This is a genomic window from Rhizobium sp. SVR5-9E (assembly GCF_056755095.1).
The window spans coordinates 1-25,823 of sequence record NZ_JBNDHS010000086.1 but is presented as its reverse complement, the minus strand read 5'-3'; the positions used below and the strand labels follow the sequence as shown (position 1 = coordinate 25,823).

Annotated in this window: 25 protein-coding genes and 1 pseudogene; 16 read left to right on the top strand and 10 right to left on the bottom strand. The window is 56.8% G+C overall.

The features are described from left to right. Positions 1 to 205: pseudogene (locus tag ACPYOJ_RS27470) on the bottom strand (ABC transporter substrate-binding protein); the annotation flags it as partial. A 201-nt stretch (positions 206 to 406) separates the two neighbouring features. Between ACPYOJ_RS27470 and ACPYOJ_RS27465 the strand changes: the two are divergent. From ACPYOJ_RS27465 to ACPYOJ_RS27455, 3 genes are read left to right on the top strand one after another with little or no spacing between them, the layout of a single operon-like run. Then, entirely contained in the window at positions 407 to 910 is a 504-nt protein-coding gene (locus ACPYOJ_RS27465; RefSeq protein WP_481419074.1) for a 4-hydroxylaminobenzoate lyase, read from the top strand. Continuing rightward, positions 900 to 1,520 (top strand): NADPH-dependent FMN reductase, encoded by a 621-nt coding sequence (locus tag ACPYOJ_RS27460; RefSeq protein ID WP_481419073.1) that lies wholly within the window; start codon positions 900 to 902, stop codon positions 1,518 to 1,520. The genes ACPYOJ_RS27465 and ACPYOJ_RS27460 overlap by 11 nt, the downstream gene beginning before the upstream one ends. Then, positions 1,517 to 2,164: a flavin reductase family protein gene (locus ACPYOJ_RS27455; protein WP_481419072.1), complete on the top strand. Its 648-nt coding sequence runs from the start codon at positions 1,517 to 1,519 to the stop codon at positions 2,162 to 2,164. The genes ACPYOJ_RS27460 and ACPYOJ_RS27455 overlap by 4 nt, the downstream gene beginning before the upstream one ends. A gap of 36 nt (positions 2,165 to 2,200) precedes the next feature. On the opposite strand, the gene ACPYOJ_RS27450 is transcribed toward ACPYOJ_RS27455, so the two are convergent. Then, the gene (locus ACPYOJ_RS27450; RefSeq protein ID WP_481419071.1) at positions 2,201 to 3,160 is read right to left on the bottom strand and encodes a LysR family transcriptional regulator; all 960 of its coding nucleotides are present in this window, start codon (positions 3,158 to 3,160) and stop codon (positions 2,201 to 2,203) included. Between the two features lie 299 nt (positions 3,161 to 3,459). Here ACPYOJ_RS27450 and ACPYOJ_RS27445 point away from each other — a divergent pair, with 299 nt between their 5' ends. The 8 genes from ACPYOJ_RS27445 (at position 3,460) to ACPYOJ_RS27410 (ending at position 10,954) form a co-directional block, all read left to right on the top strand. Then, positions 3,460 to 4,413, top strand: coding sequence for a dihydrodipicolinate synthase family protein (locus tag ACPYOJ_RS27445; RefSeq protein ID WP_481419070.1), 954 nt, complete (start codon positions 3,460 to 3,462; stop codon positions 4,411 to 4,413). Positions 4,414 to 4,448: 35 nt separating this feature from the next. Continuing rightward, positions 4,449 to 5,000 carry a 3-hydroxyanthranilate 3,4-dioxygenase gene (locus tag ACPYOJ_RS27440; protein WP_481419069.1) on the top strand — a complete coding sequence of 184 codons (552 nt, stop codon included), beginning with the start codon at positions 4,449 to 4,451 and terminating at the stop codon, positions 4,998 to 5,000. An 86-nt stretch (positions 5,001 to 5,086) separates the two neighbouring features. Continuing rightward, the gene (locus tag ACPYOJ_RS27435) at positions 5,087 to 5,911 is read left to right on the top strand and encodes an aspartate dehydrogenase (RefSeq protein ID WP_481419068.1); all 825 of its coding nucleotides are present in this window, start codon (positions 5,087 to 5,089) and stop codon (positions 5,909 to 5,911) included. 112 nt (positions 5,912 to 6,023) lie between these two features. Next, entirely contained in the window at positions 6,024 to 7,466 is a 1,443-nt protein-coding gene (locus tag ACPYOJ_RS27430) for an NAD-dependent succinate-semialdehyde dehydrogenase (protein WP_481419067.1), read from the top strand. A 76-nt stretch (positions 7,467 to 7,542) separates the two neighbouring features. Beyond that, positions 7,543 to 8,304 (top strand): ABC transporter ATP-binding protein, encoded by a 762-nt coding sequence (locus ACPYOJ_RS27425; RefSeq protein ID WP_481419066.1) that lies wholly within the window; start codon positions 7,543 to 7,545, stop codon positions 8,302 to 8,304. After that, entirely contained in the window at positions 8,294 to 9,037 is a 744-nt protein-coding gene (locus ACPYOJ_RS27420) for an ABC transporter ATP-binding protein (protein WP_481419065.1), read from the top strand. The genes ACPYOJ_RS27425 and ACPYOJ_RS27420 overlap by 11 nt, the downstream gene beginning before the upstream one ends. Positions 9,038 to 9,040: 3 nt before the next feature. Further along, complete coding sequence (locus tag ACPYOJ_RS27415; RefSeq protein WP_481419064.1) at positions 9,041 to 9,928, top strand: branched-chain amino acid ABC transporter permease; 888 nt, start codon at positions 9,041 to 9,043, stop codon at positions 9,926 to 9,928. A 33-nt stretch (positions 9,929 to 9,961) separates the two neighbouring features. After that, the gene (locus tag ACPYOJ_RS27410) at positions 9,962 to 10,954 is read left to right on the top strand and encodes a branched-chain amino acid ABC transporter permease (protein ID WP_481419063.1); all 993 of its coding nucleotides are present in this window, start codon (positions 9,962 to 9,964) and stop codon (positions 10,952 to 10,954) included. Between the two features lie 461 nt (positions 10,955 to 11,415). Here ACPYOJ_RS27410 and ACPYOJ_RS27405 read toward each other — a convergent pair whose 3' ends face one another. From ACPYOJ_RS27405 to ACPYOJ_RS27385, 5 genes are read right to left on the bottom strand one after another with little or no spacing between them, the layout of a single operon-like run. After that, positions 11,416 to 12,078: an isochorismatase family protein gene (locus tag ACPYOJ_RS27405; RefSeq protein WP_481419062.1), complete on the bottom strand. Its 663-nt coding sequence runs from the start codon at positions 12,076 to 12,078 to the stop codon at positions 11,416 to 11,418. A gap of 20 nt (positions 12,079 to 12,098) precedes the next feature. Then, the gene (locus ACPYOJ_RS27400) at positions 12,099 to 12,884 is read right to left on the bottom strand and encodes an ABC transporter ATP-binding protein (RefSeq protein WP_481419061.1); all 786 of its coding nucleotides are present in this window, start codon (positions 12,882 to 12,884) and stop codon (positions 12,099 to 12,101) included. Further along, positions 12,871 to 13,677: an ABC transporter ATP-binding protein gene (locus ACPYOJ_RS27395; RefSeq protein ID WP_481419060.1), complete on the bottom strand. Its 807-nt coding sequence runs from the start codon at positions 13,675 to 13,677 to the stop codon at positions 12,871 to 12,873. Before ACPYOJ_RS27395 ends, ACPYOJ_RS27400 begins: the two co-directional genes overlap by 14 nt. Continuing rightward, positions 13,674 to 15,581, bottom strand: coding sequence for an ABC transporter permease (locus tag ACPYOJ_RS27390; RefSeq protein WP_481419059.1), 1,908 nt, complete (start codon positions 15,579 to 15,581; stop codon positions 13,674 to 13,676). The genes ACPYOJ_RS27395 and ACPYOJ_RS27390 overlap by 4 nt, the downstream gene beginning before the upstream one ends. A 26-nt stretch (positions 15,582 to 15,607) precedes the next feature. Next, the gene (locus tag ACPYOJ_RS27385; protein WP_481419058.1) at positions 15,608 to 16,792 is read right to left on the bottom strand and encodes an ABC transporter substrate-binding protein; all 1,185 of its coding nucleotides are present in this window, start codon (positions 16,790 to 16,792) and stop codon (positions 15,608 to 15,610) included. A 516-nt stretch (positions 16,793 to 17,308) separates the two neighbouring features. Between ACPYOJ_RS27385 and ACPYOJ_RS27380 the strand changes: the two genes are divergently transcribed. Continuing rightward, positions 17,309 to 17,827: a MarR family winged helix-turn-helix transcriptional regulator gene (locus ACPYOJ_RS27380; RefSeq protein ID WP_481419057.1), complete on the top strand. Its 519-nt coding sequence runs from the start codon at positions 17,309 to 17,311 to the stop codon at positions 17,825 to 17,827. Between the two features lie 49 nt (positions 17,828 to 17,876). On the opposite strand, the gene ACPYOJ_RS27375 is transcribed toward ACPYOJ_RS27380, so the two are convergent. Beyond that, positions 17,877 to 19,157, bottom strand: coding sequence for a Rieske 2Fe-2S domain-containing protein (locus ACPYOJ_RS27375; protein WP_481419056.1), 1,281 nt, complete (start codon positions 19,155 to 19,157; stop codon positions 17,877 to 17,879). Positions 19,158 to 19,298: 141 nt separating this feature from the next. On the opposite strand from ACPYOJ_RS27375, the gene ACPYOJ_RS27370 reads away from it, so the two are divergent. From ACPYOJ_RS27370 to ACPYOJ_RS27355, 4 genes are read left to right on the top strand one after another with little or no spacing between them, the layout of a single operon-like run. Beyond that, positions 19,299 to 20,249 (top strand): PDR/VanB family oxidoreductase, encoded by a 951-nt coding sequence (locus ACPYOJ_RS27370; protein WP_481419055.1) that lies wholly within the window; start codon positions 19,299 to 19,301, stop codon positions 20,247 to 20,249. Then, on the top strand, positions 20,239 to 21,438 hold the full coding sequence (locus tag ACPYOJ_RS27365) for a Gfo/Idh/MocA family oxidoreductase (protein WP_481419054.1): 1,200 nt from the start codon (positions 20,239 to 20,241) through the stop codon (positions 21,436 to 21,438). Before ACPYOJ_RS27370 ends, ACPYOJ_RS27365 begins: the two co-directional genes overlap by 11 nt. Then, positions 21,435 to 22,427, top strand: coding sequence for an ABC transporter substrate-binding protein (locus ACPYOJ_RS27360; protein ID WP_481419053.1), 993 nt, complete (start codon positions 21,435 to 21,437; stop codon positions 22,425 to 22,427). The genes ACPYOJ_RS27365 and ACPYOJ_RS27360 overlap by 4 nt, the downstream gene beginning before the upstream one ends. Before the next feature lie 22 nt (positions 22,428 to 22,449). Beyond that, a complete protein-coding gene (locus tag ACPYOJ_RS27355; RefSeq protein WP_481419052.1) occupies positions 22,450 to 22,902 on the top strand; it encodes a hypothetical protein in 453 nt (150 codons plus the stop codon). A gap of 263 nt (positions 22,903 to 23,165) precedes the next feature. Here ACPYOJ_RS27355 and ACPYOJ_RS27350 read toward each other — a convergent pair whose 3' ends face one another. Both ACPYOJ_RS27350 and ACPYOJ_RS27345 read right to left on the bottom strand, forming a co-directional pair. Beyond that, positions 23,166 to 23,741 carry a hypothetical protein gene (locus tag ACPYOJ_RS27350; RefSeq protein WP_481419051.1) on the bottom strand — a complete coding sequence of 192 codons (576 nt, stop codon included), beginning with the start codon at positions 23,739 to 23,741 and terminating at the stop codon, positions 23,166 to 23,168. Beyond that, positions 23,726 to 25,393, bottom strand: a complete 1,668-nt coding sequence (locus ACPYOJ_RS27345; protein ID WP_481419050.1) for a hypothetical protein — start codon at positions 25,391 to 25,393, stop codon at positions 23,726 to 23,728. Before ACPYOJ_RS27345 ends, ACPYOJ_RS27350 begins: the two co-directional genes overlap by 16 nt. Positions 25,394 to 25,823: the final 430 nt, after the last annotated feature.

Genomic DNA, 25,823 nt, shown 5'->3' with positions numbered 1-25,823 from the left:
CGATCGGTGCACCGGCGACCTTGCCGCCGAAATCCTCGACGGCCATGCGAGCGGCGACCGCGCCGCCCGGCCCGGAGAGCGCGGAGAACATGCCGGAATAGTCCGTCATAACGCCGATCCGCACGACACCGTCGCTGATTTCCGCATTTGCGCTGGTAGCGCCAAGAAGGCTGCATACCAGCAAGGACAGTGTGAGTTTTTTCATGTTCGTTCCCCAACTTTAACTGTTGACGCCAATATGAAGGCAGCAGCGACCGTGTTGCGCAACAGGCCAGGGGAACGTTTACGCATCCTCGATCCATTTAGTGTCAATCGCGCGAAAAACGCATCAATCCGGCGCAAACCACGGCCCGGGTAATCAATAGCATTGACCGTCATGGAACGATCCGCACGAAGGGGAGAAGAAATGATCAAGGACGATGGCCTTCCGACGGGCGCCCACAAGCCGGCGCTCATGAAACATCTGGAGCAGCTTGTCGCTTTTATCGGCGACAGTCCGTTGAACGAAGAACTCGAGAAGCGTCTGAACCGCGACTATGGAGCGGATACGGATCGCTTCCAAGAAATGAAGCGGTTATTGCGCACCGGCATCGATGAGAACTGGGCTTGCTACCAGGTCATCGATGGGGCCGATTATCGACGGGGCCGCCTTGCTGTCACAGTCGATGGTGTCCACGATTTCGTAATCGAGAGCGCAAGGCTGAAGGACGTCAAGGGAAAGCACCACACCCATCCTCGCGGCGAGATCAACATGATCCAGCCGGTCGATCCACAAGGCCGGTTCTGCGACACCGGGGAGGGGTGGAAGGTCTTCGCGCCGGGAACAAGCCACTATCCGACCGTCACAGGTGGCGCCTGCACGTTCATCTTTCTGCTCCCGAAGGGCGAGATCGAATATCATGAGGATTGAGATGTTGGAGCGGAAATCCAGTCAACCGCCCGCTGGAAAGGTACTGGCAATTTGCGGAAGTGTCCGGCGCGGTTCATGGAATGCACTGTTGCTGCGCTTCATGTCCGACCTTTTGCGCATAGAGGGCGTGGCCGTTCAGACGATCTCGCTGCGCGACTATTTGCTGCCATTCTACGATGGCGACCTCGAGGCCGAGGAAGGCGTGCCTGGAGCGGCAGTCGAACTGCGCGGGCTGATCGACGAACATGACGGTCTCTTGATTGCCTGCCCGGAATATAACGGATCGGTTACGCCGATCCTGAAGAATATGATCGATTGGTGCTCGCGACCAACTGAGGGTCTCGGCGGGCTGGCGCCATTCCAGCTCAAGCCGGTTCTGATCGTCGGCACTTCGATCGGACCGTTCGGCGCTTTGCGGGCCATCGGTCATCTGAGGGCCATTCTTAGCAAAATGGGCGCTCTGGTGATGCCAGATGATCTGGCGGTTCCCAATGCACCCGCCGCCTTATCCGAGGAGGGCTTTTCCGATCAGAATTTGTCGATTGCCGCAACGCGGTTGTCGGCGATGATGGTGACCCAGTTGAGACGGATCAGAGAGGCAAGAGCATGACCGATTTCGCAATGGCTGATCTGAGCTTACGCGAACGCTATTGGCTTATCACCGGGAGCGTGGGGCCTCGTCCGATCGCGCTTGTCACGAGCCTTGGATCGGATGGCAGATGCAATGCCGCGCCTTTCAGCGCCTTCAACTACATGTGTGAGGACCCGCCGCTCTTTGCGATCGGCATCGATTTATACGGCGACGAGAGCCATCGCTCTGGCGAACGCAAAGACACACTGAACAATATTGAGGCGGGCGGCGAGTTCGTCGTCAATATGGTCGACGAGGCCATCCTTGGGCCGGCTGTGCGCTGCGGAACGGATCATCCGGCAGATGTGTCAGAAGTTGAGGCGGCCGGATTGACGCTAGCGCCGTCGATGGCGGTAGCCGTACCCCGGATAAAGGAAGCTCCTATTGCATGGGAATGCAAGCTCTTCAAAGTCCTGGACGTTAGTCGCTTGAGGACCATTTTGCTCGGCGAAATCGTCAGCATGCATTTTCGCGACGACCTTGTCGATGAGGAGAAGGTCCGCGTACGTGTCGATCGGTTTCACCCGATCGGACGCCTCGGCGGACCGACATATTGCCGAACCGAAGACCGCATGATCGTTCCGGTTCCGCCCTTCAATCAAGACGGTAAACCCCGCGTTTGAGGTCTGCCTCCCAAGCCCGTCTTTGAATTGGAACGCTTATTGATGCTCGGCGTCGGCGGGCATACCGAGCTTGATTATTTCGTCGCCTGTCCCTGACGCGGCAGGTGCGAGCCGTTTGGCGCAACGCCTTACGACCGTTTCGAATGCCGAAAGCGCCGGTGACTTCGATCTGTCACTCGGACGGATCATGATGATATCGCGGACAATTGACGGATGAAGCAACGGCTTTGCAAGCAGCGTGTCCATTTCGACGGCACGCGCATAGGTGGGAAGTACCGCAATCCCGAGCCCCGCACGTACCAGGGCGAGTGCCGTGGTAATCTGCGTGACTTCATAAGTCGGCTCCAATGCGACTTGGGCATGCTCGAAGCCCACCTCAACGAGGAGCCTGATGCCGCTATCGCGCGTGAGCGTGATCAACGGTTGACCAGCGAGTTCCTGCCACTCGACCTCCTGTCGCTGGGCGAAGCTGCTGGTGTGATTGCAAAACAGCATAAGCTGGTCGTGCGCCAGGGTCGATCGTTCGATGTTCCGTTCAAGGGAAGAGAACGTTCCGATGCCGCAATCAACCTGACCGTTGCGAACGGCTTCGACGATAAGGTCGCTGCGGGCGTCCATGATGCCGATCTTCAAGCCCGGATAGTCGCGGCGAAGTTCGGCGATTGCTTGTGGCAACATCACGGCGGCCAGCAGAGGCGGTGCCGCAACCAACAGACGGCCGCGCTTGCGTTGGGCGATCTCGCCGGCATTGGCAATCGCCGTCTGAAGATCGTCAATGATCTTGGCACTCGCGCCCTGGAATTCGCGGCCGGCTTCGGTCAGCTCGACGCGTCGGGTAGTCCGGTCGAGCAGCCGCAGTCCAAGCTCGCTCTCAAGGTCTCGCACAAGGGCCGACAGCGCCGGCTGCGCGACGCGCAACGCCTCGGCGGCCTTCGTGAAATTGCCCCATTCAACGACTGCCAGGAACGCCTCGAGCTGACGAAGGGAAACAGCCATGCGCACTCCTATTCATAAGAAAATCCTCTTAATTAATATGAATACATCATATTGTTATATAGTTGCAAGGGTGAGAACATCATCTTGTTCGCAAGCGGTGAGGAGCAACGCGCGATGAACGAACCTGTTGCTGAAGTGGTTCTCCAGGCCCTGCCGCAATCTCTCGACGATCATTGTTCGGCTCCGACCACACGAAGCGAGTGTCGCGAATGCCGCCGGCCATGCCCCCAGTTTATGGCCGGCGGCGCCTCCGACACGGGCACGCCAATGGTTCCCAAAAAAGACGAAGGTAAGGGTCAATGAACTACGCCAAGAAAGATGCCAAGGCTTATGCTCGCAAGAACATGCGAGGGATCTGGGCCGCCGCTTTGATGCCGTTCACGTCGACACTCTCGATCGATGAAGACGGCTTTCGCGAGAATATCCGTCATTGGACGGAAGACCTGAAGATTGACGGCCTGTTTATCGCAGGCAAGCAGGGCGAGTTCTTCTCGATGTCGCTGGACGAGCGCAAGCGCGCATTCAAGCTTGCCGTTGACGCGGTCGGCCCCAATGCCTCGACGATTATGTCATGCTCAGACCAAAATATGGACGTGGTCATCGACCTTGCCCGACACGCCCAGGATGTCGGTGCCGACTATATCGTCGTCCATGCGCCGATTCTGCATTTCTTCAAAGCCCAGGACGAGACCGTCTACAATTATTACAGGACGATCGCAGACAGCGTCGATATCGGAATTGCCCTCTGGAGCCATCCGGACAGCGGCTATCTCATGTCACCGCAACTGTGCAACCGGCTTGCCGATATCGAGAACGTGGTTGCGATCAAGTACAGCGTGGCGCGACCGATGTATGCGGAGCTCACCCGGCTTGCGGGCGACAGGATCCTTGTCAGCACTGCTTCGGAGGAGGAGTGGCTCGATAATGTCCTGGAGCTCGGTTGGCAGCTCTATCTGTGCTCATCCCCGCCCTATCTGCTGCAAACCGCCAATGATCTGCGGATGCGCGAATATACCGATCTCGCTTTTGCCGGAGAGAGGGATAAGGCGCGCGCCGTAAGGGACAGCCTCGCGCCTGTGCGCGACGCTTTGCGCAATACCCGGCCTTCGGAGAAGCCGCACGCACATCAGAAATATTGGCAGGAACTGCTTGGCCAGGTTGGCGGAAGAGTCAGGCCGCCGCTGCTGGAACTCACCGATCGGGAAAAGGCCATCACGCGTGCGGCATTCGAAGCATGCGGACTGAAAATGTAAGCGCACCGGCGCCAGGAACGAAGAGAGGTTGAACAATGTCTACTACAGGTCGTCTTAAGGCATTCAATTTCGCGAAATGGATCGAGGAACACCAGCATCTGCTGAAGCCACCCGTCGGCAACCAGCAGGTCTGGACCGATGCCGATCTGATGGTGACGGTGGTCGGCGGCCCGAACAAGCGAACCGACTTCCACGACGATCCCGTCGAGGAATTCTTCTACCAGTTGAAGGGTGACATGGTTCTCAAGGTGGTGGACGACGGCAATCACTACGACGTGCCGATCCGCGAGGGAGAGATCTTTCTGCTTCCGGCACATGTGCGTCACTCGCCCCAGCGCCCGCAGGAGGGCTCGATCGGGCTGGTGGTCGAACCGAAGCGACCGGAAGGCTGGCTCGATGCATTCGAGTGGTATTGCTTCGAATGCTCCAACCTCGTCCACCGGGTCGAACTCGATCTTGTGAGCATCGTCGACGATCTGCCGCCGCTTTACAGGGAATTCTACGGCAACGAGCAGGCACGCACCTGCAAGCATTGCGGCACGCTCCATCCCGGCAAGGAACCGCCCGCCGGCTGGGTCAGCCTATAGCACGACCAGCCCGTCAGCCGGGTTAACCGTCACAAACCAGATATCACCGCATCATATGCGGGACGAACTCATGCGGGGAAGGTCCAATGAGAACGATCAATCGCGTCCGGAAACCGCTTCGCCTATGCTTTGTAGGGTGGGGCGCTATCAATCGCCGTGTGGCGGAGCTCTTGAAGGAACGGCATGGCGACGATGTGATCTTCGCCGCCGTTGCGCTTGCGGATATTGCTGATGCCATCGGGGTACCAGATAACGTGCCCGTTATCACTGATCCTTCGGTCTTGTGGGAACTTGAGCTTGATCTGGTCGTCGAAGCCGCAGGCCGTGGCGCCGTTATCCAATGGGGTGAGCATGCCTTGCGCCACGCCAGCGGATTCGTGGTTGCCTCTGCCAGCGCACTTTGTGACGACGCTCTCTTCGATCGCCTGCAAAACGCGGCACGGGAGCATGGAAGCCAGTTGATCGTGACGCCCGGCGCCCTTGCCGGTATCGACGCCATCGCAGCTGCTGCGGTCCTGCCACTCAACACGGTGACCCACCGCGTCATCAAACCGCCGCGCGCCTGGGCCGGCACCGCTGCGGAGCAAATCGTCACGCTCGATGCCATCACAAGCCCGACCACCTTCTTTTCTGGAAGCGCCCGCGAAGCCGCGTCACGCTTTCCTCAAAATGCAAACGTCTCGGCCGTTGCGGCACTAGCAGGTGTTGGGCTCGACCAGACGGAAGTCGAGCTCGTTGCTGATCCCGCTGCTGAGACCAATCGTCATGAGCTGGCGGTCAATGGCGAATTCGGTCGATTGAATGTTGTCATCGAGAACCGACCTCTCGTTTCGAATCCGAAATCATCGGAAATGGCCGCCTTGTCGCTGGTCCGTCTGATCGAGAACAGGTTCGTCCCTCTCGTTAGGTAATCTTCTATCTCGTCACGAGGGCCAAGAAAGTCCCGAGACCAACGTTTGAAACACTGCGCCGCTGTCATCACCAATGACGGAATGCGAATTTGACAATCATCAGGAGCGGTTCATGACCAGCCAATCTTACCCCGATCTCAAGCTCTACATCGATGGCGCATGGCGCAAGACCAAGAGCGATCTGCCAGTCATCAATCCGGCAGATGAATCCGTTCTTGGCGCGCTCCCGAAGGCCGATACCTCCGATCTCGACGATGCGCTTCAGGCCGCTCGGCAAGGTTTTAAGATCTGGAGCAGGACAGCGCCGAGGCGACGGGCCGAAGTGCTGCTCAAGGCAGCGGCCTTGATGCGCGAACGTATCGAAGAAATCGCTACTGCAATCACGCTTGAGCAGGGAAAGCCTCTGACGGAATCGCGCCTCGAGGTCATCAGGGGCTGCGAATTCTTCGAATGGGACGCCGGCGAGGCGCAACGCACCTATGGTCGTGTTATTCCAAGCGAGCCGGGGATCTCCTATATCGTTCACCATGAGCCGGTCGGCATGGTTGCGGCATTCTCGCCCTGGAACTTCCCGATGAGCCAACCAGCCAGAAAGATTTCCGGGGCGCTTGCGGCGGGATGTTCCATCATCATCAAGGCCGCCGAAGAGACACCGGCCGGAACGCTTCACATCGCAAGAGCCCTGCATGATGCCGGTCTCCCACGCGGCGTGTTCAACCTCGTCTTCGGTGTGCCGGCGGAGATATCGAACTACCTTATCCCGCAGGAGCAAACCCGCCTTATCGCCTTTACGGGTTCGACCGCGGTTGGCAAGCATTTGACGGAGATCGCTGCTCGGAACATGAAGCCGGTACTGATGGAACTAGGCGGACATGCCCCGGTCATCGTCTGCGACGATGTCGATCCAGTTGTTGCCGCACATATCTCGATCGCTCGCAAGGCCAGAAATTCCGGCCAGGTCTGCACGTCGCCGACGCGCTTTTTTGTGCATCAGTCGATCTATGACCGGTTCGCCGAGGCATTTGCCGAACGGGCGCGCGCTCACATCATCGGCAATGGTCTCGATCCCTCGGTGCAGATGGGCCCGCTCGCCAACCACCGCCGGATCGATGCGATGCGCGCTCTGGTCGAGGACGCGACAGCCAAGGGCGCGCGATTGCTGGCGGGTGGAGAGACACTTGGTCGCCGGGGTTACTTTTTCCCGGTCACCGTTCTTGCCGACCTGCCTTCGGACGCCCGGGTGATGCGCGAAGAACCATTCAGTCCGCTCGCCGTGATCAACCCTGTTGCCTCACTCGATGAGGCGATCGAAAAGGCAAACAGTCTGCCTTTCGGCCTCGCAGCCTATGGCTTCACCCACTCGGCCGCAAATGTCGACCGGCTTTCGCGCGAGATTGAAGCCGGAAACGTCTCCATCAACACCCTCGAAGCCTCGGTTGCCGAGACACCTTTCGGTGGTGTCAAGGATAGCGGCTACGGCCGCGAGGGCGGAGCCGAAGGGTTGTCGCACTACACCCAGGTCAAGACGGTGTCGCATCGCATCGCGCTGTCATGACGCTGCGTCTCGTCAGGACCCGCGAACATAAGAGGTCGCCGCTACACCCCGTTTCCGTTTCGATGGAGTCGACGCCATGAGTGACATTATTTTATCCACCACAGGCCTGACGAAGCAGTTTGGCGGCTTTACCGCCGTCAGTAATGTCGATCTTCAGGTCAGGCGAGGTTCGATCCATGCCCTGATCGGACCAAACGGGGCCGGCAAGACGACTTGTTTCAATCTCCTGACGAAGTTCTTTGCTCCGAGCCGCGGCAAGATCATTTACAACGGCCGTGATGTCACCGGACGCAAGCCGGCTGAAGTCGCTCGTCTCGGTCTCGTGCGCTCGTTTCAGATTTCGGCGGTTTTTCCGAAGCTGACAGCGCGCAACAACATCCGGATCGCGCTGCAGCGCAAACGCGGCAGTTGCTTCGATTTCTGGCGGTCGGAGCGGGTGCTCCATGCACTGGATGAAGAGGCGATGCATCTCATTCAGGCAGTTGGCCTGACCGGTTACGCGGAAGTTCCGGCCGGCGAGCTTTCCTACGGACGAAAACGCGCGCTCGAAATTGCAACAACGCTGGCGCTCGATCCGGAGATGCTTTTGCTTGACGAGCCGATGGCGGGGCTTGGACAGGAAGATGTCGATCGAATCGAGGCTCTGATCCGGACGGTTTCGGCGCAGCGGACGATCCTGATGGTCGAGCACAATCTTTCGGTCGTCGCCAATCTTTCCGACAGAATCACGGTTCTCGCGAGAGGGCAGGTGCTCGCGGAGGGAGATTACGCTTCCGTCTCCAAGGACCCGCGCGTGGTTGAAGCCTATATCGGCTCGGGGGGGCATCATGTCCATTGATACCGCACCCATTGTCACTACCTCGGCATCCGCGGCACCTCTGCTAACGGTCGAAAATCTGCATGGCTGGTATGGCGATAGCCATGTCTTGCATGGCATGAATTTCGAGGTAGCCCGGGGCGAGGTGATCACTCTTCTCGGTCGGAACGGTGCCGGAAAGAGCACGACATTGAAAGCCATTATGGGCATACTTACCCGGCGTCGCGGCTCGATCCTCTTCGAGGGTAAGGAGACGACGAAGATGTCGTCGTGCTCGATCGGCCGACTTGGCATCGGCTATGTCCCCGAAGACCGGTGCATCTTTGCCTCGCTCTCGGTTAAGGAAAATCTCCTGTTGCCGCCTATCGTGCGGGCAGGGGGTATGAGCCTCGAGCGCATCTACGAACTGTTCCCCAATCTTCTGGAGCGGATCGCAAGTCAGGGCACAAAACTCTCCGGCGGCGAACAACAGATGCTCGCAATCGGTCGCGTTCTTCGCACCGGCGCGCGGCTCCTGCTTCTTGATGAACCGACCGAAGGACTTGCCCCGGTCATCGTCGATCAGATTGGCGCCATCATTGCGCGCCTTAAACAGGACGGGTTCACGATCGTCCTCGTCGAACAGAATTTTCGTTTCGCGGCCAGCCTTGCCGACCGGCACTACGTCGTCGAACAGGGTCGTGTCATCGACGTGATCGATGCCGATGCGGTCGCGGCAAACAGCGACAAACTTCACGCCTATCTGGGAGTTTAGGCCATGCTGGATTTCCTCGGTGTTCCAACGCAAGTGCTGCTCGGGCAGGTTCTTCTTGGCCTGATCAACGGGGCTTTCTACGCGACCCTTAGCCTTGGTCTCGCTATCATCTTCGGACTGCTGAACATCATCAATTTTGCCCATGGGGCACTCTATATGATGGGCGCCTTCGTCGCATGGATCGCGCTCAATTACCTCGGAATAAACTATTGGTCTGCGCTTCTGCTCGCACCCGTGCTGGTCGGCGCGGTCGGCATCTTCGTCCAGCGCATATTGATTGCCCGCATCGCCCATCTCGATCATCTCTACGGGTTGCTTCTGACCTTCGGGATCGCGTTGATCGTGCAGGGGCTGTTTCGCAACGGCTTCGGATCAACGGGCCTGCCGTACCAGATCCCGAGCGCCCTTCAGGGTGCAAAGAATCTCGGCTTCATGATTCTGCCGACATATCGAGGCTGGGTGATCTGCGCCTCCTTTGTCGTTTGTGTCGCGACGTGGTTCCTAATCGAGAAGACGAAGCTTGGCGCCTATCTGCGCGCGGCAACCGAAGATCCGGTCTTGACCCAGGCTTTTGGCATCAACGTACCGCTTCTCGTGACACTGACCTACGGTTTCGGCGTGGCGCTCGCCGCCTTCGCCGGTGTGCTCGCCGCACCGATCTATTCCGTCGAAGCCAACATGGGTGGCGATCTGATCATTGTCGTCTTTGCGGTCGTGGTCATCGGCGGCATGGGATCGATCATGGGATCGATCGTGACAGGTTTCGGCCTGGGCGTGATCGAGGGACTGACAAAGGTCTTTTATCCTGAAGCGTCATCCACCGTGATTTTTGCAATCATGGTGCTCGTACTCCTCGTCAAACCGGCCGGACTGTTCGGACGGATCGCTTGAGACACTGCCATGTTCGAAAGGGAGGACCCGGCAATGACAACCATCACGACCACGCTCTCACCCATGGTGGATCTGTCGAACAGGGACACCGAAAGGGCCGCAGCTAGACTGCATCGGACAGTGATAGTCGGGCTCATCCTATTTTTGGCGGTCGCACCGTTTTTCCTGTACCCGGTCTTTATCATGAAGGTCTTGTGCTTTGCATTGTTTGCGCTGGCCTTCAACCTGCTGCTTGGTTTTGGCGGCCTTCTTTCGTTCGGCCACGCCGCCTTCTTCGGTATCGCGAGCTATACGACCGCCTATGCAGCCAAACATTGGCAGTTCACGCCGGAAAGCGCGATTCTTGCCGGAACCGTTGTTGCCGCTGTCGTCGGTCTGATATTTGGCGTGATCGCCATTCGCAGGCAGGGCATATATTTCGCGATGATCACGCTGGCCCTTGCGCAGATGCTCTATTTCTTCGCCCTGCAGACGCCTGAGTTCACGGGCGGTGAGGATGGAATTCAATCTGTCCCGCGTGGCGCACTGTTTAACGTCTTCGATCTTTCGAACGACATGACGCTCTACATGGTGACGGCCGCGATTTTCATCGGCGGACTGCTGCTTCTCTACCGCGTCATCCATTCACCTTTCGGACAGGTTTGCAAAGCAATCAGGGACGATGAGCAACGCGCGACTTCACTCGGCTATGATGTCGATCGTTACAAACTCCTGATCTTTGTTCTCTCGGCCACACTGGCAGGCCTCGCGGGTTCGACGAAAGCAATCGTCTTCCAGTTGGCCTCGCTTACTGACATCCACTGGTCTATGTCAGGTGAGGTGGTCCTGATGACCCTCGTCGGCGGCCTGGGATCGATCTTCGGCCCAATCCTTGGAGCGGTTGTCATCGTCGCAATGCAGAGCTATCTGGCGCCCCTCGGTGCGTGGGTGACGGTGGCGCAGGGAACGATCTTCGTCGTCTGCGTCATGAGTTTCCGGGAAGGTCTCATCGGTTTCGCGAAAAAGTTCACAAACAGTCCCTTGTAAAGGGATTGCGCCCAATGGTTTGTTCGCGGCGAGATATAAGTAGGGTAAGCCCACTTCAAGGCTGCGGACTGCAGGCCGGTTCCAAGTATCGGCCAGATGAAAATCGGTCCACCCCGTCCCATTTGTGAGTTTCGACGCCATCCCGGAAGCACGGTCCTCCAATATACGTCGCACCCGACGTTGCGCAGCGCGTCGAGTTCCAATGCGAGATCCTGCCCCTCTGTCGAGATCCTCGCATAGCCAATGTTGGCCATTTAAATTCCACTCTGTCTGGAGTGCCGTCGAAAACGGAATCTGTCCGGTTTCCCGTCGAGAAGCAAGATTTGCGGACAGGTTTAACGAGCACCGCCAAACGGTCGTTTTCCGGACATGGTGGAAACCTACAAGCCGGATAGCAACAAAAATCCCGGCATCGAGTGGATGCCGGGAACGCCAACGGGAGTAACGTTTGGGATAGATGATTAGGAAGCCATTGCTTTCGCGGCTGAAGTCTGCGCCTTCAGATACGTCGTGACCTCGTCAAGTCCAACAACGTCGCCGTACTTCGCTTGTATATCAAACAGGGCCTGATCGTGCGCCGCTTTTGATCTATCGCCAAGGGCTTCCCGGACAAGAATCGGTCGGAAGCCATATTGCAACGCGTCCACGGCCGACGCTCTGACACAGCCGCTTGTCGTACAGCCGACAATAATCAGGGTATCGCGGCGCATCGTTTGAAGTTGTGATGCAAGCGTCGTTGCAAAGAAACAGGACGCGTATTTTTTGACGAACACGGAGTCGTCGGAGTTACGGTGAAGTCTTGGATCCAGCTTCACAATTTCCGATGTGGTTTGAAGGCTCGATAGTCCCTTCATTTTCAGCCTCCAAATGCCGGATTCCCGCGCATCCGCCTCGTCATAGGACACAACGGAATAGAAAATCGGCGCCTCGGCCAGTCGCGCAGCATCGATGACTTGGTTTATCGCCGCGACTTCATCGTCAAGGTTCGATCCGAGCGGCAGTGTCGGATCTGTGAAGGCCGTCTGGATATCAACGACAAGGACCGCTGGCGCGCTCCCAAACCCCATATTGACGCCGAATCCGCGTTCACGAAACAGGGTCGCATCGTCTACCGCAGTGTCCATAACTTTCTCTCTCCCTTGATTCAGGCTATGAGTGCCTGCAAATTTGCGGCCATCTGGCCGCTTCGATCATGCCCATGACTGGTTGAACCTCCGACACCAAGGTATCGCTCGGCGATATCCTTCGATGATGCAAGCTCGCCGGCCGGTCCGGACATGGTGATTGTTGACTGTTCGAGCACGTATCCCCGATCGGCGATAGCAAGAGCTTGGCGCGCATTTTGCTCTGCCAGAAGGATCGTTATGCCCTCATCCTTCAGCCTTTGGATGAGTTTGAATATCTCGGCCACCAAAAGCGGGGCGACGCCAAGAGACGGCTCATCCAACACCAGTATGCGCGGTCTGGACATAAGGCCACGCGCGATCGCCAACATCTGCTGCTGCCCGCCAGAGAAGTTACCGGCGATATCACCCAACCTTTCCCTGAGAACCGGAAAAAGTCGACATACGAATTTCAATTGTTGCTCGATAATGGATCTATCGACCTTGCAAACGCTATAGGCTCCCAAGGCGAGATTATCGGCGACCGTCAAGCCCCCGAAAATCTGACGGCCCTCAGGGACGTGCGCGATTCCCTGGCGCAGTCGGTCACAGGCGGTCAGGGAACCAATCGGTTTTCCGTCGAGCAGGACATCGCCCTTCGATGGCCTTAGCATTCCGGAGATCAGCTTGGCTGTGGTGCTTTTCCCCGCACCGTTTGCGCCTACCAGGGTGACGATTTCTCCTGCCTCCATGGTAATGTCGATGTTCTTCAATACCGTTGTATTGGAATACCCGGCAGCGACCTGTCGAAGTTCAAGCAGCGGCATTTTCTTCCCGTCCCAAATAAGCTTCGATAACCTTGGCGTTCGATTGGACTTCTGCTGGTGGGCCAGCTGCAATCACGGCCCCGGCGTCAACAACCACAACGTGATCAGCGACGTTCATGACGAGCGACATGTTATGCTCCACGACCAGAACTGGAATGCCAGCCACGCGAATGGCACGCAGCAGAACAGCTAATTCCTCGGTCTCGGTGTCATTCAGACCTGCGGCCGGCTCGTCCAGACACAGGAGCTTCGGCTGGCTCATCAGAGCACGGACGACTTCAAGCAGTTTCTGGGCGCCCATCGGCAGATCGACCGCATGCGCGTCGCGAAACTTTGACAACCCTACCAGCTCCAACATCGCCGAGGCACGATTTCGCAACTCCCGCTCTTCGGCCCTACTCCTGGATGTCCAAAGCATCTGGCTCAAGCCAGAGCACTTGAACAACCGATGCCGACCGGCGAGCACGTTCTCCAACACGGTCAGCCCGGGGAAGACGCGTGCGGACTGGAATGTCCGTATCAGTCCCAAGCCCGCGACATTCATGGGAGACGTCCCCCTGATGCTCTTTCCAAGGAAGGACACACCTCCGCTGTCTGCGGGGAAGATATTTGTGATCAGGTTGAACAGCGTCGTCTTGCCGGCGCCGTTCGGGCCGATCAGCGCGGTGATAGCGCCGTCTCTAACGGAGAAAGAGACATTGTCAGTAGCCTTCACGCCACCGAACGTTTTCGACAGGCCTGTTACCTCGAGAATAACGGGCGAGGTGTCGCGGGTGACATTATTGACCATCATCGAGCACTCCCCTGTGCAAGCTTGCTTGCGCCTTCGCTATAGCGCACCCCAGGTGAAAGTCGGCTCAGACCGTCGGCAATCACCCCGTAGATTCCTCGCGGCAAATAGAGGAAGCAAAGGATCAGCAATGCGCCGCTGAAAAACGTCTTGTACATCGCCAGCGGCTGGAAGATCGTCGGCAACAAGGTAATCAGGATGCTGCCAAAAGCGGGACCTATCAACGTTCCCTCACCACCGATCACGAGCATCGAAACGAGTTCAAGCGATCTGTTTGTTCCGACCATATCGGGCGAGAGAAAGTTGAACGAAAATGCCAACAGGCTTCCGGAAAGGGAAGCAAGGACGGCGCTGATCAAAAACGCCACGAGCTTATACCGGACGATGTTCACACCAAGGGCGGTCGCTGCCATCTGGTCCGTCCGGATCGCCTGGAGCGCCCGTCCGAAACTCGACTTCATCGCCCCGAAAAACAGCAAGAGCAAAGCAACATTGATCGCAATGACCAGGTAGTACATCGACAGCGGAGTATCGAAGTAGATCGATCCCACCGAGAATGACGGGATTCCGACCATTCCGGACGGACCGCCGGTGATGTCGATGAAACCGATCGCGCAGGAATCGATCAGGAGGCCAAAAGCGAGGGTCGCCAGTGCAAGATAAAGGCCGCGCAACCGCAAAGTGACGAATGACAGAATCAGTGCGCAGATGGCGGATAGAAGCACACCAGCTCCAATCCCAAGCAATGGCTCGACGTTGTAGTTGATTGCCAGATAGCCAGCCGTGTACCCGCCTATCGCCATGAAGCCGGCCTGCCCAAGGCTCACCTGACCGGTATATCCCATGAAGAGATCGAGGCCGAGCAATGCGATAAAGATAATCGCTGCAATCGTGAGGCTCGAGATGATTGTGCCGTCGACGACGAATGGGAGCAGAACCACGACTGCCAGAGCTACCGCTGCTGCCCCCCATGCGACTGTTGGACAGAGGCGGGTGATGTGACCCCATGAGCGGGGTTCCTCTCTTACATCCTGACGGCGCGTCACCCGAGATGGCATCAGGCCTGTGGGTGCAAAAACGAGAACAAGCAAAAGGATGACCAGAGCAATGGCGCTGCTGAACAAGGACGACACGTAGGCGGTTGCGAGCTGCGTCGCGACGCCGAGCAGCAGGCCACCAAGGATAGCGCCCGGAAACGATGAGATCCCGCCGATTACAACCGCGATAAACCCGGAGATTGTGAAAAGCTGTCCGGTGTTGAATTGCAAGGTGGTGGTTGGTGCCACCACGACGCCGGCGATGGCGGCGATCATCGTTGCGAGACCGAAACTGAAGATCGTCATGCGCGTTACATTGATGCCCATGAGCGTCGCGGCTCCTGGATTCTCAGCGCAAGCACGCAGCGCTTTGCCAAGAGTCGTCCTGGTGATGAGGTACCAAGTCGCAACAATGATGACGACCGCAGTGCCGATGATCCAGAAGGCCTGCGTCGGGACAAGTATCCCGCCGATGTCGAGCGGTTGCTCGCCAGAAAACGGCGGCACGGAATACGGTTGGCTGCCCCAGATCACGAGCGCAAGTCCCTCGACGAGGGTGAGGATCCCGACCGTCAACATCAGCACGTTGGCATTGGACAGCTTTTTGAGAGCGGGCACGAAAGTCACGGCACCCAGCAAAGTCCCCGCCGCCGTCGTGACGAGCACGGCAGCGACGAGTGCAATCGGCAGAGGGAGGCCAAGGCTTTGGCTGAACGTATAGCCGACCAGCGCGGCGATAATTGCGAAACCACCCTGGGCCAGGTTGACGATCGCCGTTACCCGGTAGATCAACGAAAAGCCAAGAGCGATAAGCGCATAGATCGTGCCCACGAGTAGACCACCTATGCTAATCTGTATAAATTCAGCCATGAGAACTTCCTCCACTCAGTTAGCAATTACTGGTTCAGCAGCGCTCCGCCAACATCGCTGACAACCTTCCAGGTGCCTGCACCGCTATCCCAGCGCGTGACGACGACGCTCGACTTGTCGAGGCCACGCTGTGGGTCCTTCTTGAAATCGTAGACCCCGTTGATACCGCCGAACCCCTGCAGGTTCGCGAGATATTCCTTCAATTGCTCTGCCGTTGCCCCCTCAGGAAGTGTTTTAAGGGCACTAACTACCAACAGTCCCGGATCCCAGGCGAATGTCGACGGCCCGTCAGGCTTCACTTTTGCAGCGTCGAAAGCCTTGTAGAAGGCATCTTTTGCAGCCTTGGCTTCCGGAAGCTCCTTGCTGTTTTCGGTTTTCAGCCACTGCGGAGCGGGTATGTAAAGTTCCTTCGGCAGGAAACTCGCATACTGCTCCATCTGCGCGTAGGTCATGTTGCCGTCCGTCGTGCCGACCGGAACTTCGAAAGCGGCGTCGCGAATAGCTTTGAAAACGGTCCCCACCGGAGCGCCGGTCGACCATACGATCACAGCGTCCGGCTGGGCACCCTTGATGCGCTGCACCTGCGCAGAAGCGCTGACATCAGTCGGATTGAACTGTGCCTCGGCAACAAGCTTGAGACCCGCGAATTCGTCTTCACCGACGAGCGGCTTGATCTGTTTGTAAGCATCCTGGCCGGAAGCATCCGTAGACGTGATGAGACCGATCTTGTTCCAACCGCGATCCTTGAAATAGCGCAACAGACCTTCAGCAAGACCCTTGGTCGATACGCTGGAACTGAACGCGTAGTCACCCGGCTTTGCGTAGAGGGAGGGCGACAGACAGTACATGACCGGCCCATTCCTCATAAGCGGAGACATAGCGTTGCAGAGCCCCGCTACCGCAGAGCCGATGATGACCTGAGGGGATTTGGCTTTGATCTGATTGACGATCTGTACGGCCGTTTGAGGGTTCGATTGATCGTCATGGAAAACGAACTTCAGTTCCTTTCCGTGGATGCCTCCACCCTCCTTCACCACCTGCTCATAAAGGCTGAGCGCCTGTTGTTCGGCCTTGCCGAGGAACGCCGCCCCGCCCGTCAGTGGCAGGACAACGTCAATCTCGAAAGTATCGGCCGCTGCTGCCTGATAGGGGATGAACCCCGTCAAAGCGGTCACTGCCATAGCGGCCAAGCGTGCTTTTGCTGATTTCACTCTCTTTCCTCCCTTAGTGGACCATGTCATCACCGGGCGCGCCGAAGTAGCAGCGACAGCGACTAATCCCGGTGAATTCCTCCTGAGCCTCAGCATCGAAATTACTTAGGTCTCTTATCATTTAACATAGACGCGGGTTTTTTCGCTGTCGAGAGTGAATCGACAAAGGATGCAGGAGAAACAGCGTCACGCCTCATGGTTGCATCCCGTCGTTGATCTACAACACGAAAATGCCAACAAAAAATGGAAAGAACGTCCTATTGTTGCAGGCCGGCGCGTCCCATCGTTGTAACAACGCATGAAATCACAGCTTTGCTCACGATATCGGTGGATTGCGCCTGACCCAATTCCTTAGTAGGTTTAGTCTGAACATTTAGGTACCTAACCTCTGCGCAGCTTGAAGTGTAAAATGCGCGAGACGGAGGAAACGAGCCTAGATTTGCTGCCGCACCGTCGCAAAGTTGTTCGAAGGGGCCACGTTGAATAAGCTAAGGTACTCCCGAAAGTGATGAATGAATGAAAAGTGTAACGAACTCGCCTAGCCTGTCCGCGGCCTTCGATGAAGCCTTCGAAGACATCGCACTCCCGTTTGCCGAAAGCGTTGGCTATCAGGTTCGCTTAACGAACCGCCTCATTCAGAAGCTGCTTCAACAAACTATCGAGCCTTACGGAGTCACGCTCGGGATGTGGTATTTTCTCCGAGCGCTTTGGCACGAAGACGGGCTAACTCAACGGGAACTTTCACTCATTGTCGGGACCATGGAACCCACCACGCTCTCGGCGATAAAATCGATGGAGCAGAGTGGATTAGTCAAGAGAACGAGAAACGAAGAAGACCGGCGCAAGATCAACATTCATCTCACAGCCAAGGGGCTCGCCCTCAAGGACGAGCTCCTTCCGATGGCGAAGCACGTTGTACAAACTGCCGTGAAAGGGTTTTCTGAAAGAGAATTTCGGACGTTCCTGCAATTGCTGAACGCCATACAGGCCAACATCCGGCCGGTGCTCGAAAACGACAAACTCGACATTCTTTGATGAAATACATGGGGACGAACCGCTGTGGGAGCGGTCTGTCCCCTGATGCCTATTCGGCCGCGATCTGCTTTTGCGCGTCAACAAGCGTCCGCCAATCGACGGTCTTCGGATAGACCCCTTCGTGGGAGGCAATCCTTGCCTGGGGAAGGCGCGGCTCTTCTGTGCCGAGGGCGGTTCCACCAGCTGCGACCTTGCGAGCCGCATCGACCATAAGACGACGGAATTCCACGATTGCCAGGTCAGACGCACCAAGCACATCATCAGAGCGATTGACGATCGGCCCCATTCCCACCCACATGGCGATATCCTGATTGGGAATGCCCTTGATGCCGGTGAAATTGCCGAGCTTCATCGCCTGGCGATCCTGAAGGAAGTTATTCTCTTTCGTGCGGAACGATTCCCAGCGCTCATTCAGGTGGATGCCTTTTTGAGCATGATTGAACTTGCGCCAATCCTCGGTGCTGGGGCAGTCGGTGCCTCCCCAGGCGATGAAATGGAACGCCGTTGTAACATCATCGACCGGCACGATCACGCTTGCGACATTGTAGGAACTGTTGGGCGGTATCAATGAGTAGTAGGGCGCGACGAACTCGGTGATGCGCAGGTATTGGTGGGTATCGGCGCTTTTGATGGGCTTTCGGATCGCCGCATAATGGAAGCCGTAGCTAGTGGTCTGGGTCTGCATTCGCGGGGATTTGTCCGTCGACGGACGGTACCAGGACTTGTCATCGGCGGCTGCCCCTTCCACGCGGGCGGGCACCATATCCGAGGAATGAAGGCTCGATGAATGCGCGCTGTCGATCTGCCCCTCATGGATTTGCGCCCAATTGCAGGGGATGCGAATTTTAAGGATCGAGACCTGCGTGTTCTCCGTCGGTGCAAAAGCTGGGGGATCGAAAGCTGGAATGTTCGCCTGGTCGCCCAGCCAAGCCCAGACGAAGCCGCCCCACTCCTTGGTCGCATACGATCTATGCTTGACCTTGTTCATCAGCGGACTGCCATCTGGCTCCGATGACATTGCGAGAATGTTGCCCTCAACATCCATTTTCCAGCCATGGTAGAGGCAGCGCAACCCGCACTCTTCATTTCGTCCGTAGACCAGCGATGCCCTCCGGTGCGGACAAAGCTCGTCCAGCAGGCCCAATCGCCCGTCGCTGTCGCGGAACGCGACATAACGCTCCCCCAGGACTTCAACGAGCAGCGGAGTGCCGTCGCGCTCGGCTACCTCTTCGATAAGGCACACCGGCGTCCAATGCTGGCGCATCAGCTTTCCCATGGGAGCGTTGCGTGAAACGCGCGTCAAAACTTCATTTTCCTCGTGCGTGAGCATTGGATTCTCCAAGGTTAGGTCTCTAACTAAATTTACATAGCGGGCCTGCATCCGTCCAGTCGTTGACAAAAAATATTTAGAGACCTAAGTAAATTGGACTGGCCGAGGAGGTTGGCCGATTTCCTTTGAGAAGATGACGACATGATCGATGATACCGCGCCTTTTGAAATGAAGGTCGTCCAGCGCCGTGAGCTGACGCCCTACATCACCGAATTCACACTTGAACCGATCGAGGACCGTAGCTTGCCGTCATACGAGGCAGGTGCTCACATTACTGTCAGAACTCCATCCGGCGCGATGAGACGGTATTCACTGGTTCGGGACGGGCGAGAGCCCGAGCAATATGTCATCGCCGTCAAGAAGGAGCAGCAATCGCGGGGTGGATCGTCCTCCATGCACGATGATGCCGCCGTCGGTTCGACGCTCTCGATCGAGCGGCCTGAGAACAGCTTTCCGCTGAAAAAGGCCAGCAAGTATCTCCTGATCGCGGGCGGAATAGGTGTTACGCCGATCTACGCCATGGCGGCCTCACTCGCGGCCGAAAATACGGATTTTCAGATCATCTACTGTACCCGTAGCGCTTCCGACACCGCCTACCTAGAAGAACTGCGTGAGGCGTTCGGAAGACGAGTGCATGTCCACCATGACGAGGGCGATCCCGATAAGGCCTACGACTTCTGGGATCACTTTGTCGAAATCAAGAACATGCATGTCTACTGTTGTGGGCCCAAACCCCTCATGGATGCAATCCAGTCGATTTCGGGTCACTGGCCGGAAGGCCGGGTGAACTTCGAGGACTTCAAGCCCGTCGATGTCGTCCGCGTCAACGACACGCCATTCGAAGTCGAGTTGGCCAAGTCGGGGAAAACGGTCGTCGTCCCTGCTGATAAATCTATCCTCGAAGCGGTTCGGGAAAGTGGAGTTAAGACCACAAGCTCTTGCGAAAGCGGGACCTGCGGCTCGTGCAAGTGTCGGCTGATTTCGGGCGAGGTGGACCATCGTGACATGGTCCTGATGGACGAGCAAAAAGACGACTTCATCATGATTTGCGTATCGCGCGCGAAGACGGGAGGGCTGGTGCTTGACCTCTGAAGCAGGAACCGGCGCTCCCGTCAGGATCGGTGTCGTTGGCCTTGGGCGGGCCTTCATGCTCACGCTGCCTGCATTTAGGTCCGACAACCGTGTTCGCCTTGTGGCCGCCAGCGAGCCGCGTGAGCAATCGAGGTTGGCATTTGAACGAGAGTTCGGCGGTCGCGCTTATGATAACGTCGCAGACCTCTGCTGCGACCGCGATGTTGAGCTTCTTTATATCGCTAGTCCGCACGAGCTGCACGTTGAGCATGTTTTGGCTGCTGCTGCAGCCGGCAAACATGTCCTCGTTGAAAAACCACTGGCGATTTCTATGGATGATGCTCGGGTCATGGTTGAAGCGTGCGCCCGTGCCGGCGTTAGGCTCCTTGTCGGTCCGAGCCACAGCTACGACCAACAAATTCAGCTCGCGAGGTCAATTATTGACAGCGGCGAAGTTGGTGAGGTGCGGCTTATCCATGCCTTCAATTACACCGATTTTCTGTACCGGCCGCGACGGCCGGAAGAACTGCAGACTGAGCGGGGCGGCGGTGTCGTCTTCTCTCAGGGTATACATCAGATCGACATTGTCCGATTGCTGGCCGGTGGCTTGACCCGGGACGTGGTTGCTCTGACGGGCAACTGGGACCCTAAGCGGTCAACCGAAGGAGCCTATAGCGCGCTGCTCTCATTTCCGAAGTCGATGGCCTGCATCACCTACTCCGGATATGCCCACTTCGATAGCGATGAGTGGATGGACAATATCGGCGAGCTCGGCACGCGCAAGGATCCAACGAACTACGGCAATGCTCGCAGAGCATTGGAGAAAATCGCTGATGCCGATGAAGAGGTACGACTGAAAACAGCCAGGACCTACGGCGTTAGCGATCAAAAAAACGCCGATCCCGAAACATACGAGCATTTCGGCCCGCTCATCGTATCCTGTGACCGAGCGGACATGAGAATTACCCCGTACGGCATCCATCTTTACAATGATGCAGCACGCATTTTCCGCCCGACCCCGCGCTTCAGGTATCCACGATCGGAAATCATAGAGGCGATCTTTGCAGTGTTGCGAAAGAATATCCAGCCAGCTCAAACCGGGGCCTGGGGGCTCGCCAGCCTTGAGGTCTGCCACGCGATTTTGCAGGCGGCGGCGACCAGAGCACCTGTTCATCTGAAACATCAAATAGGATTGAGGGAAACTCCATGAGCAATCTTTCGCTGTCACTCGCAATGGGGGACTATGATCGTACCCGTCCAATCGTTGACGGCCGAGTGCAGATCGATGGCGTCGATCCGACCTGCATGCTGCTTTCGCCCGAAGAGATGTTCTTTAGAGCTTTCCGCCACGCCGCTTTCGACATCAGCGAACTGTCTCTCTCATCTTATTCGATCTCGGTCGCTCGTGGCGAACCTCACTATGTTGCAGTTCCTGTCTTTCTTTCCCGAGCTTTCCGCCATACGTCCATATACGTTCGCAAGGACCGCGGGATAAACACTCCATCTGATCTTCGCGGACGACGGATCGGGATCGCCGAATATCAGCTTTCGGCCAACGTCTGGTTCCGGGGGATACTCGGTGACGAATATGGCGTGAAGCCATCAGAGATAACTTGGGTGCGAGGTGGCATGGACACGCCTGGCAGGCCCGAAAAAATCAAAGTGATACTTCCTCCCGAAATCAAGCTGGTCGATGCGCCCGAAGGCGAGACCCTGAATGGCATGTTGCAACGGGGCGAAATCGATGGGTTCGTCGGCCCGCGCGCGCCGCGGTGTTTCGATGAAGGCGATCCGGCGATTGTAAGGTTGTTCTCAGATACGGTTGGAGAGGCCGAGGCATATTTCAACCGGACCAAGATCTTCCCCATTATGCACGTTCTCGGTTTGCGGCGCTCCTTGGCTGATGCAAATCCCTGGCTCCCAGGAGCTTTGCTGAAGGCGTTTACGCAGTCCAAGCGGCTTGCCGAAGCAGCTTTAGCCGATACTTCTGCGACAAAGGTCACAATGCCTTTCGTTGAGGACAATCTTAGCCGTGCCCGATCGATCATGGGGCCGGATCTCTGGCCCTATGGCTTACAGCCAAACCTTGCGACGCTCGACACTTTCTTACGATACCATTTCGAGCAACGGCTCTCGCCACGTCGAGTGAAGGCTGAAGAGTTATTTCACCCAGCGACCATCGAAGCTTATAGCCTGTAAGGTCCAAATTAGGATTCATACAATGCGATTGCAGCCTGGTGACATTATCGAAATCGAAACTCCTTCGGGCCTTGGTTACGCTCAGGTGACCCACATCCATCCGGCCTACCCGGAGGTGGTCCGCTTCTTCAGAGGCCCCCGCGCGGAGGCCGTAAAAGACCTGGCTAACCTATCAGAAAATCCCACAGCGTTCATCGCGATGTTCCCATTGGGTGGCGCACTCGAAACGGGGATGCTTGTTGGCCGCAAAATTGGTGCGCTTCCTATCCCAAGTGATTTCAAGTCGTTCCCGACATTCAAGATGCCGATACGTGATAAGCAAGGCGGGGTCGTATATTGGTGGCTCTGGGAAGGGGACGGACTGTCTTATAGTGTTGAAGAAGACGGATCATACGACACATTGCCGATGCGAGAGGTGATGACTGTTTCGGACCTCATCGGCAGACTGGGTCGCGCAGACGATGTCGCCGCTTGATGGGATCTGTTTATCCAGGGAGTTTGTTCGAGCATCTGAGACCATACTGGCTCTTCCCAGACGATGGTGGCCCAGCTCATGCTCCGATCGAAGAGCTGGCCGTCGTCTTTTCCGAGGGCCAAACCGTAATACATGGTCGCAACCTCGCCCGCGACCGACGCCAACCCGAATAAGCTTGCCTGCAACTTTTTGTAGGTGTCACGATTAAAGCCCAAGACCTCTCCAAGGCCTACATCCGTAAAGAGCGCCTGCTCCACGAGATCTTATGCGAACCGTTGCGCGCGCGCTGTCGCTGTTGGCACCAACTGTTCGGGATCGATGCCAGCACCCGATTCAACGAATGCAAAAAGCCGATCGTCGAAATCGAATGCTTTTCCGAGCAAGAAATTGATCGCCAGCTCGCTGACGATAATGTCTTTGGCTTCAGCTTCCTCGAGCGCTTCGTTTGGGTAGGTAAGGGAGAAACCCGATTCGGATCGCGTAACGATATATTGACCCCGGTGAACCGCCGGTACGAACTCGCAAAAATGGCTATATTTCAAAAGCGTTCTAAACTGTTCTCTTTTTGGGTCCACTTCATTGAAGGCTGCCATCATTTCCGGAATAGAGGCCGGTTGGAGGTCCCAGTCGCGACCGGCAAGCCAAGGTAGCAAATAGCTCATTCGATATGCCACCGTCTCGCCAGCGGCCCGCTTGGTTTGGTCGCCGCGGGACATATGAATCGTAGAAAAGATAAACTGATGAAACTGATGCAATAATGTGGGGGCCGAAAGCTCCGCAATCGGGAGCCCCTCAACAAAAGCATCAACCTCTTTCTCAAATGCTATGAAATCTTCCAACAGCTCTTCTCCTGCATCGCCGAGACCGGCATGGGCCTGTCAATCGGGAAATTCTGCTCGGGGTGGGCAACCCTCGCTGCAGCGAGAAAATCCGGGACATCATTCAGAAGGATATAATCGATGCCACCCAGTAGGTGTGCCAGCCTTGCTCCATAATCATGTGCATTGTCGCGGCCGCCGCCCGTGACAATTGAGCGGATGAGGAACTTCCGAGCTTCCTCGTCCCCAGGCTGGACGAGATACCTGATGTCCCTCAAGACGCATTCGACCATATACATTGCAATGGTATCGCCGACACGGTGGGATTGGAGGACATGGTAGAGGCACGTGCCAAGACTGCGTGCCGCATTCGCCGGAATGCCCGCCGATCCTTGGTGAACGCTTCCCGGAAAACTACGATGAACCGATCCCGCTGGCGCCTTGCGAGTAAACTGAACCCAGTGTCCCAAGGTGTTGATACATTCATAGATCAGATGAGCATTCCAAGTCGGGAATTCATCACCCTGATCGATCTCAGGACCGGTGGCATCGTAGATTTCGACGAGCTCGTCCACGAAATGATCCATGTAGGCCAGCCACATGTGATCCTTGATGTCCTGACTGAATGCCGAACGGATCATCAAGTCGAAATAGGCAATGGCAAAAGCAACCGGATCTCGCCACCTTCGTTGGTCGAAACCATCGCTTTTTCCGTTGAGCTTTGCTCGAACGACGGCGTCATCACCCCTAATATAATCGATCACGAAATCGCCGATGGGCTTCCAGGCCGCAAGGGTTTCGGCCACGCTTGCGTCCAAGAAATACGCTCGCAGGATGAAATTGTGGCCGACCACGAGATTGTCGCCGAGGCCTTCATATTTGGCGTTTCGTTCAACTTCTTCATACAGGCGGCTTCCTGGCGACGAAGCCAAGCTGGCCAAAAGTCGATTGGAGAAGTCAAAACGCTGATGGGTATCGAGCGTCAGGAGCACCGCTGTAACACTAGGCCGCTGAAGGGCAGCGTAGTCCATGAATTGCCGGCTCAGGTAGAGGGAATTCAAGATTCGCTCGGCGTGCTCCTGCGCATGTTCCCCCCCTGGAATGCCCCTCGACAATACCCGAAACGGCGTCAGCCACCTTCGCTTCCTCTCCGCGCGGTCGGGATCACTTAGCCATTCCTCAAGATCGGGGATGCGCTTGCCGGTGAGCCAGTCTTTCGATTTTTGATTCCAGAGCTTGCGGTTTTGGGCGCGCTCCAAGAAGCCCAGATGCGGAAGGACGAAGTCCACCGCCTCACCATAGCGCTGCTGATGGAACAACTGCTCGACGGGATCTGCCATTGCGCGGATCGATCGCTGGCTTGGTGGAAGGCATATCGCCACCAAGCAGGCGAGTAACATCCAGACCAAAACAACGAGAAACGCAGCCATCGCGGGTGTAAAGGCGGCGCCGGGCTGGATTACGAGCGCGTCGCAGACCATCCGAAAAGCCGGTAGGCAAGGCAGGGAGACAAACTCAAAAAACTCGAAGTAGAGGGCGAGTACCAATGCCGCGGCCGCCAAGATGGCTTGCGGAACAAGCTGCAAGCGGATCCGCAACCTGGCGACTGGCGGAATAATCGCGAAGACTGCAGCAGCTAGTCCAAGGAAGGTCAGGAATCCGTCGAGGGTCATTTGAGGGTGCTACCGAAAGAATCAAGTTTTCGAGAATATTGAAATACCAGCAAGTATTACTTGTGTACCTCGTCATTAGCGCCAAAAACAGCCAGTCCGCTCACGACCCCAAATCAGCTATTCCCTGCAGGCAAAGCCGATATCCGTTACAAAATTTCAAAAAGATAGCTCTTATATCAAAAGGGCCGACGGTTCGAACCCCATCAAGAGCAATAACAGCTCCGACACCAGGCGCTGCCTGCCTTCCTAGGGCAGGTGCGGGTCGGCCTTTCTCCAAAGGCGAGCGCGCACCACCACAAAGCGGCCAGCCGGCGTCTCAAGGAATGGCTTGCGGGGCAGGGAACGCTGCTCAGGCGAAAAATCCCAGACCCGATCGAAACTTTGAATTGGAGGTCATAATGAACATCAAGAGCCTTCTTCTCGGCTCCGC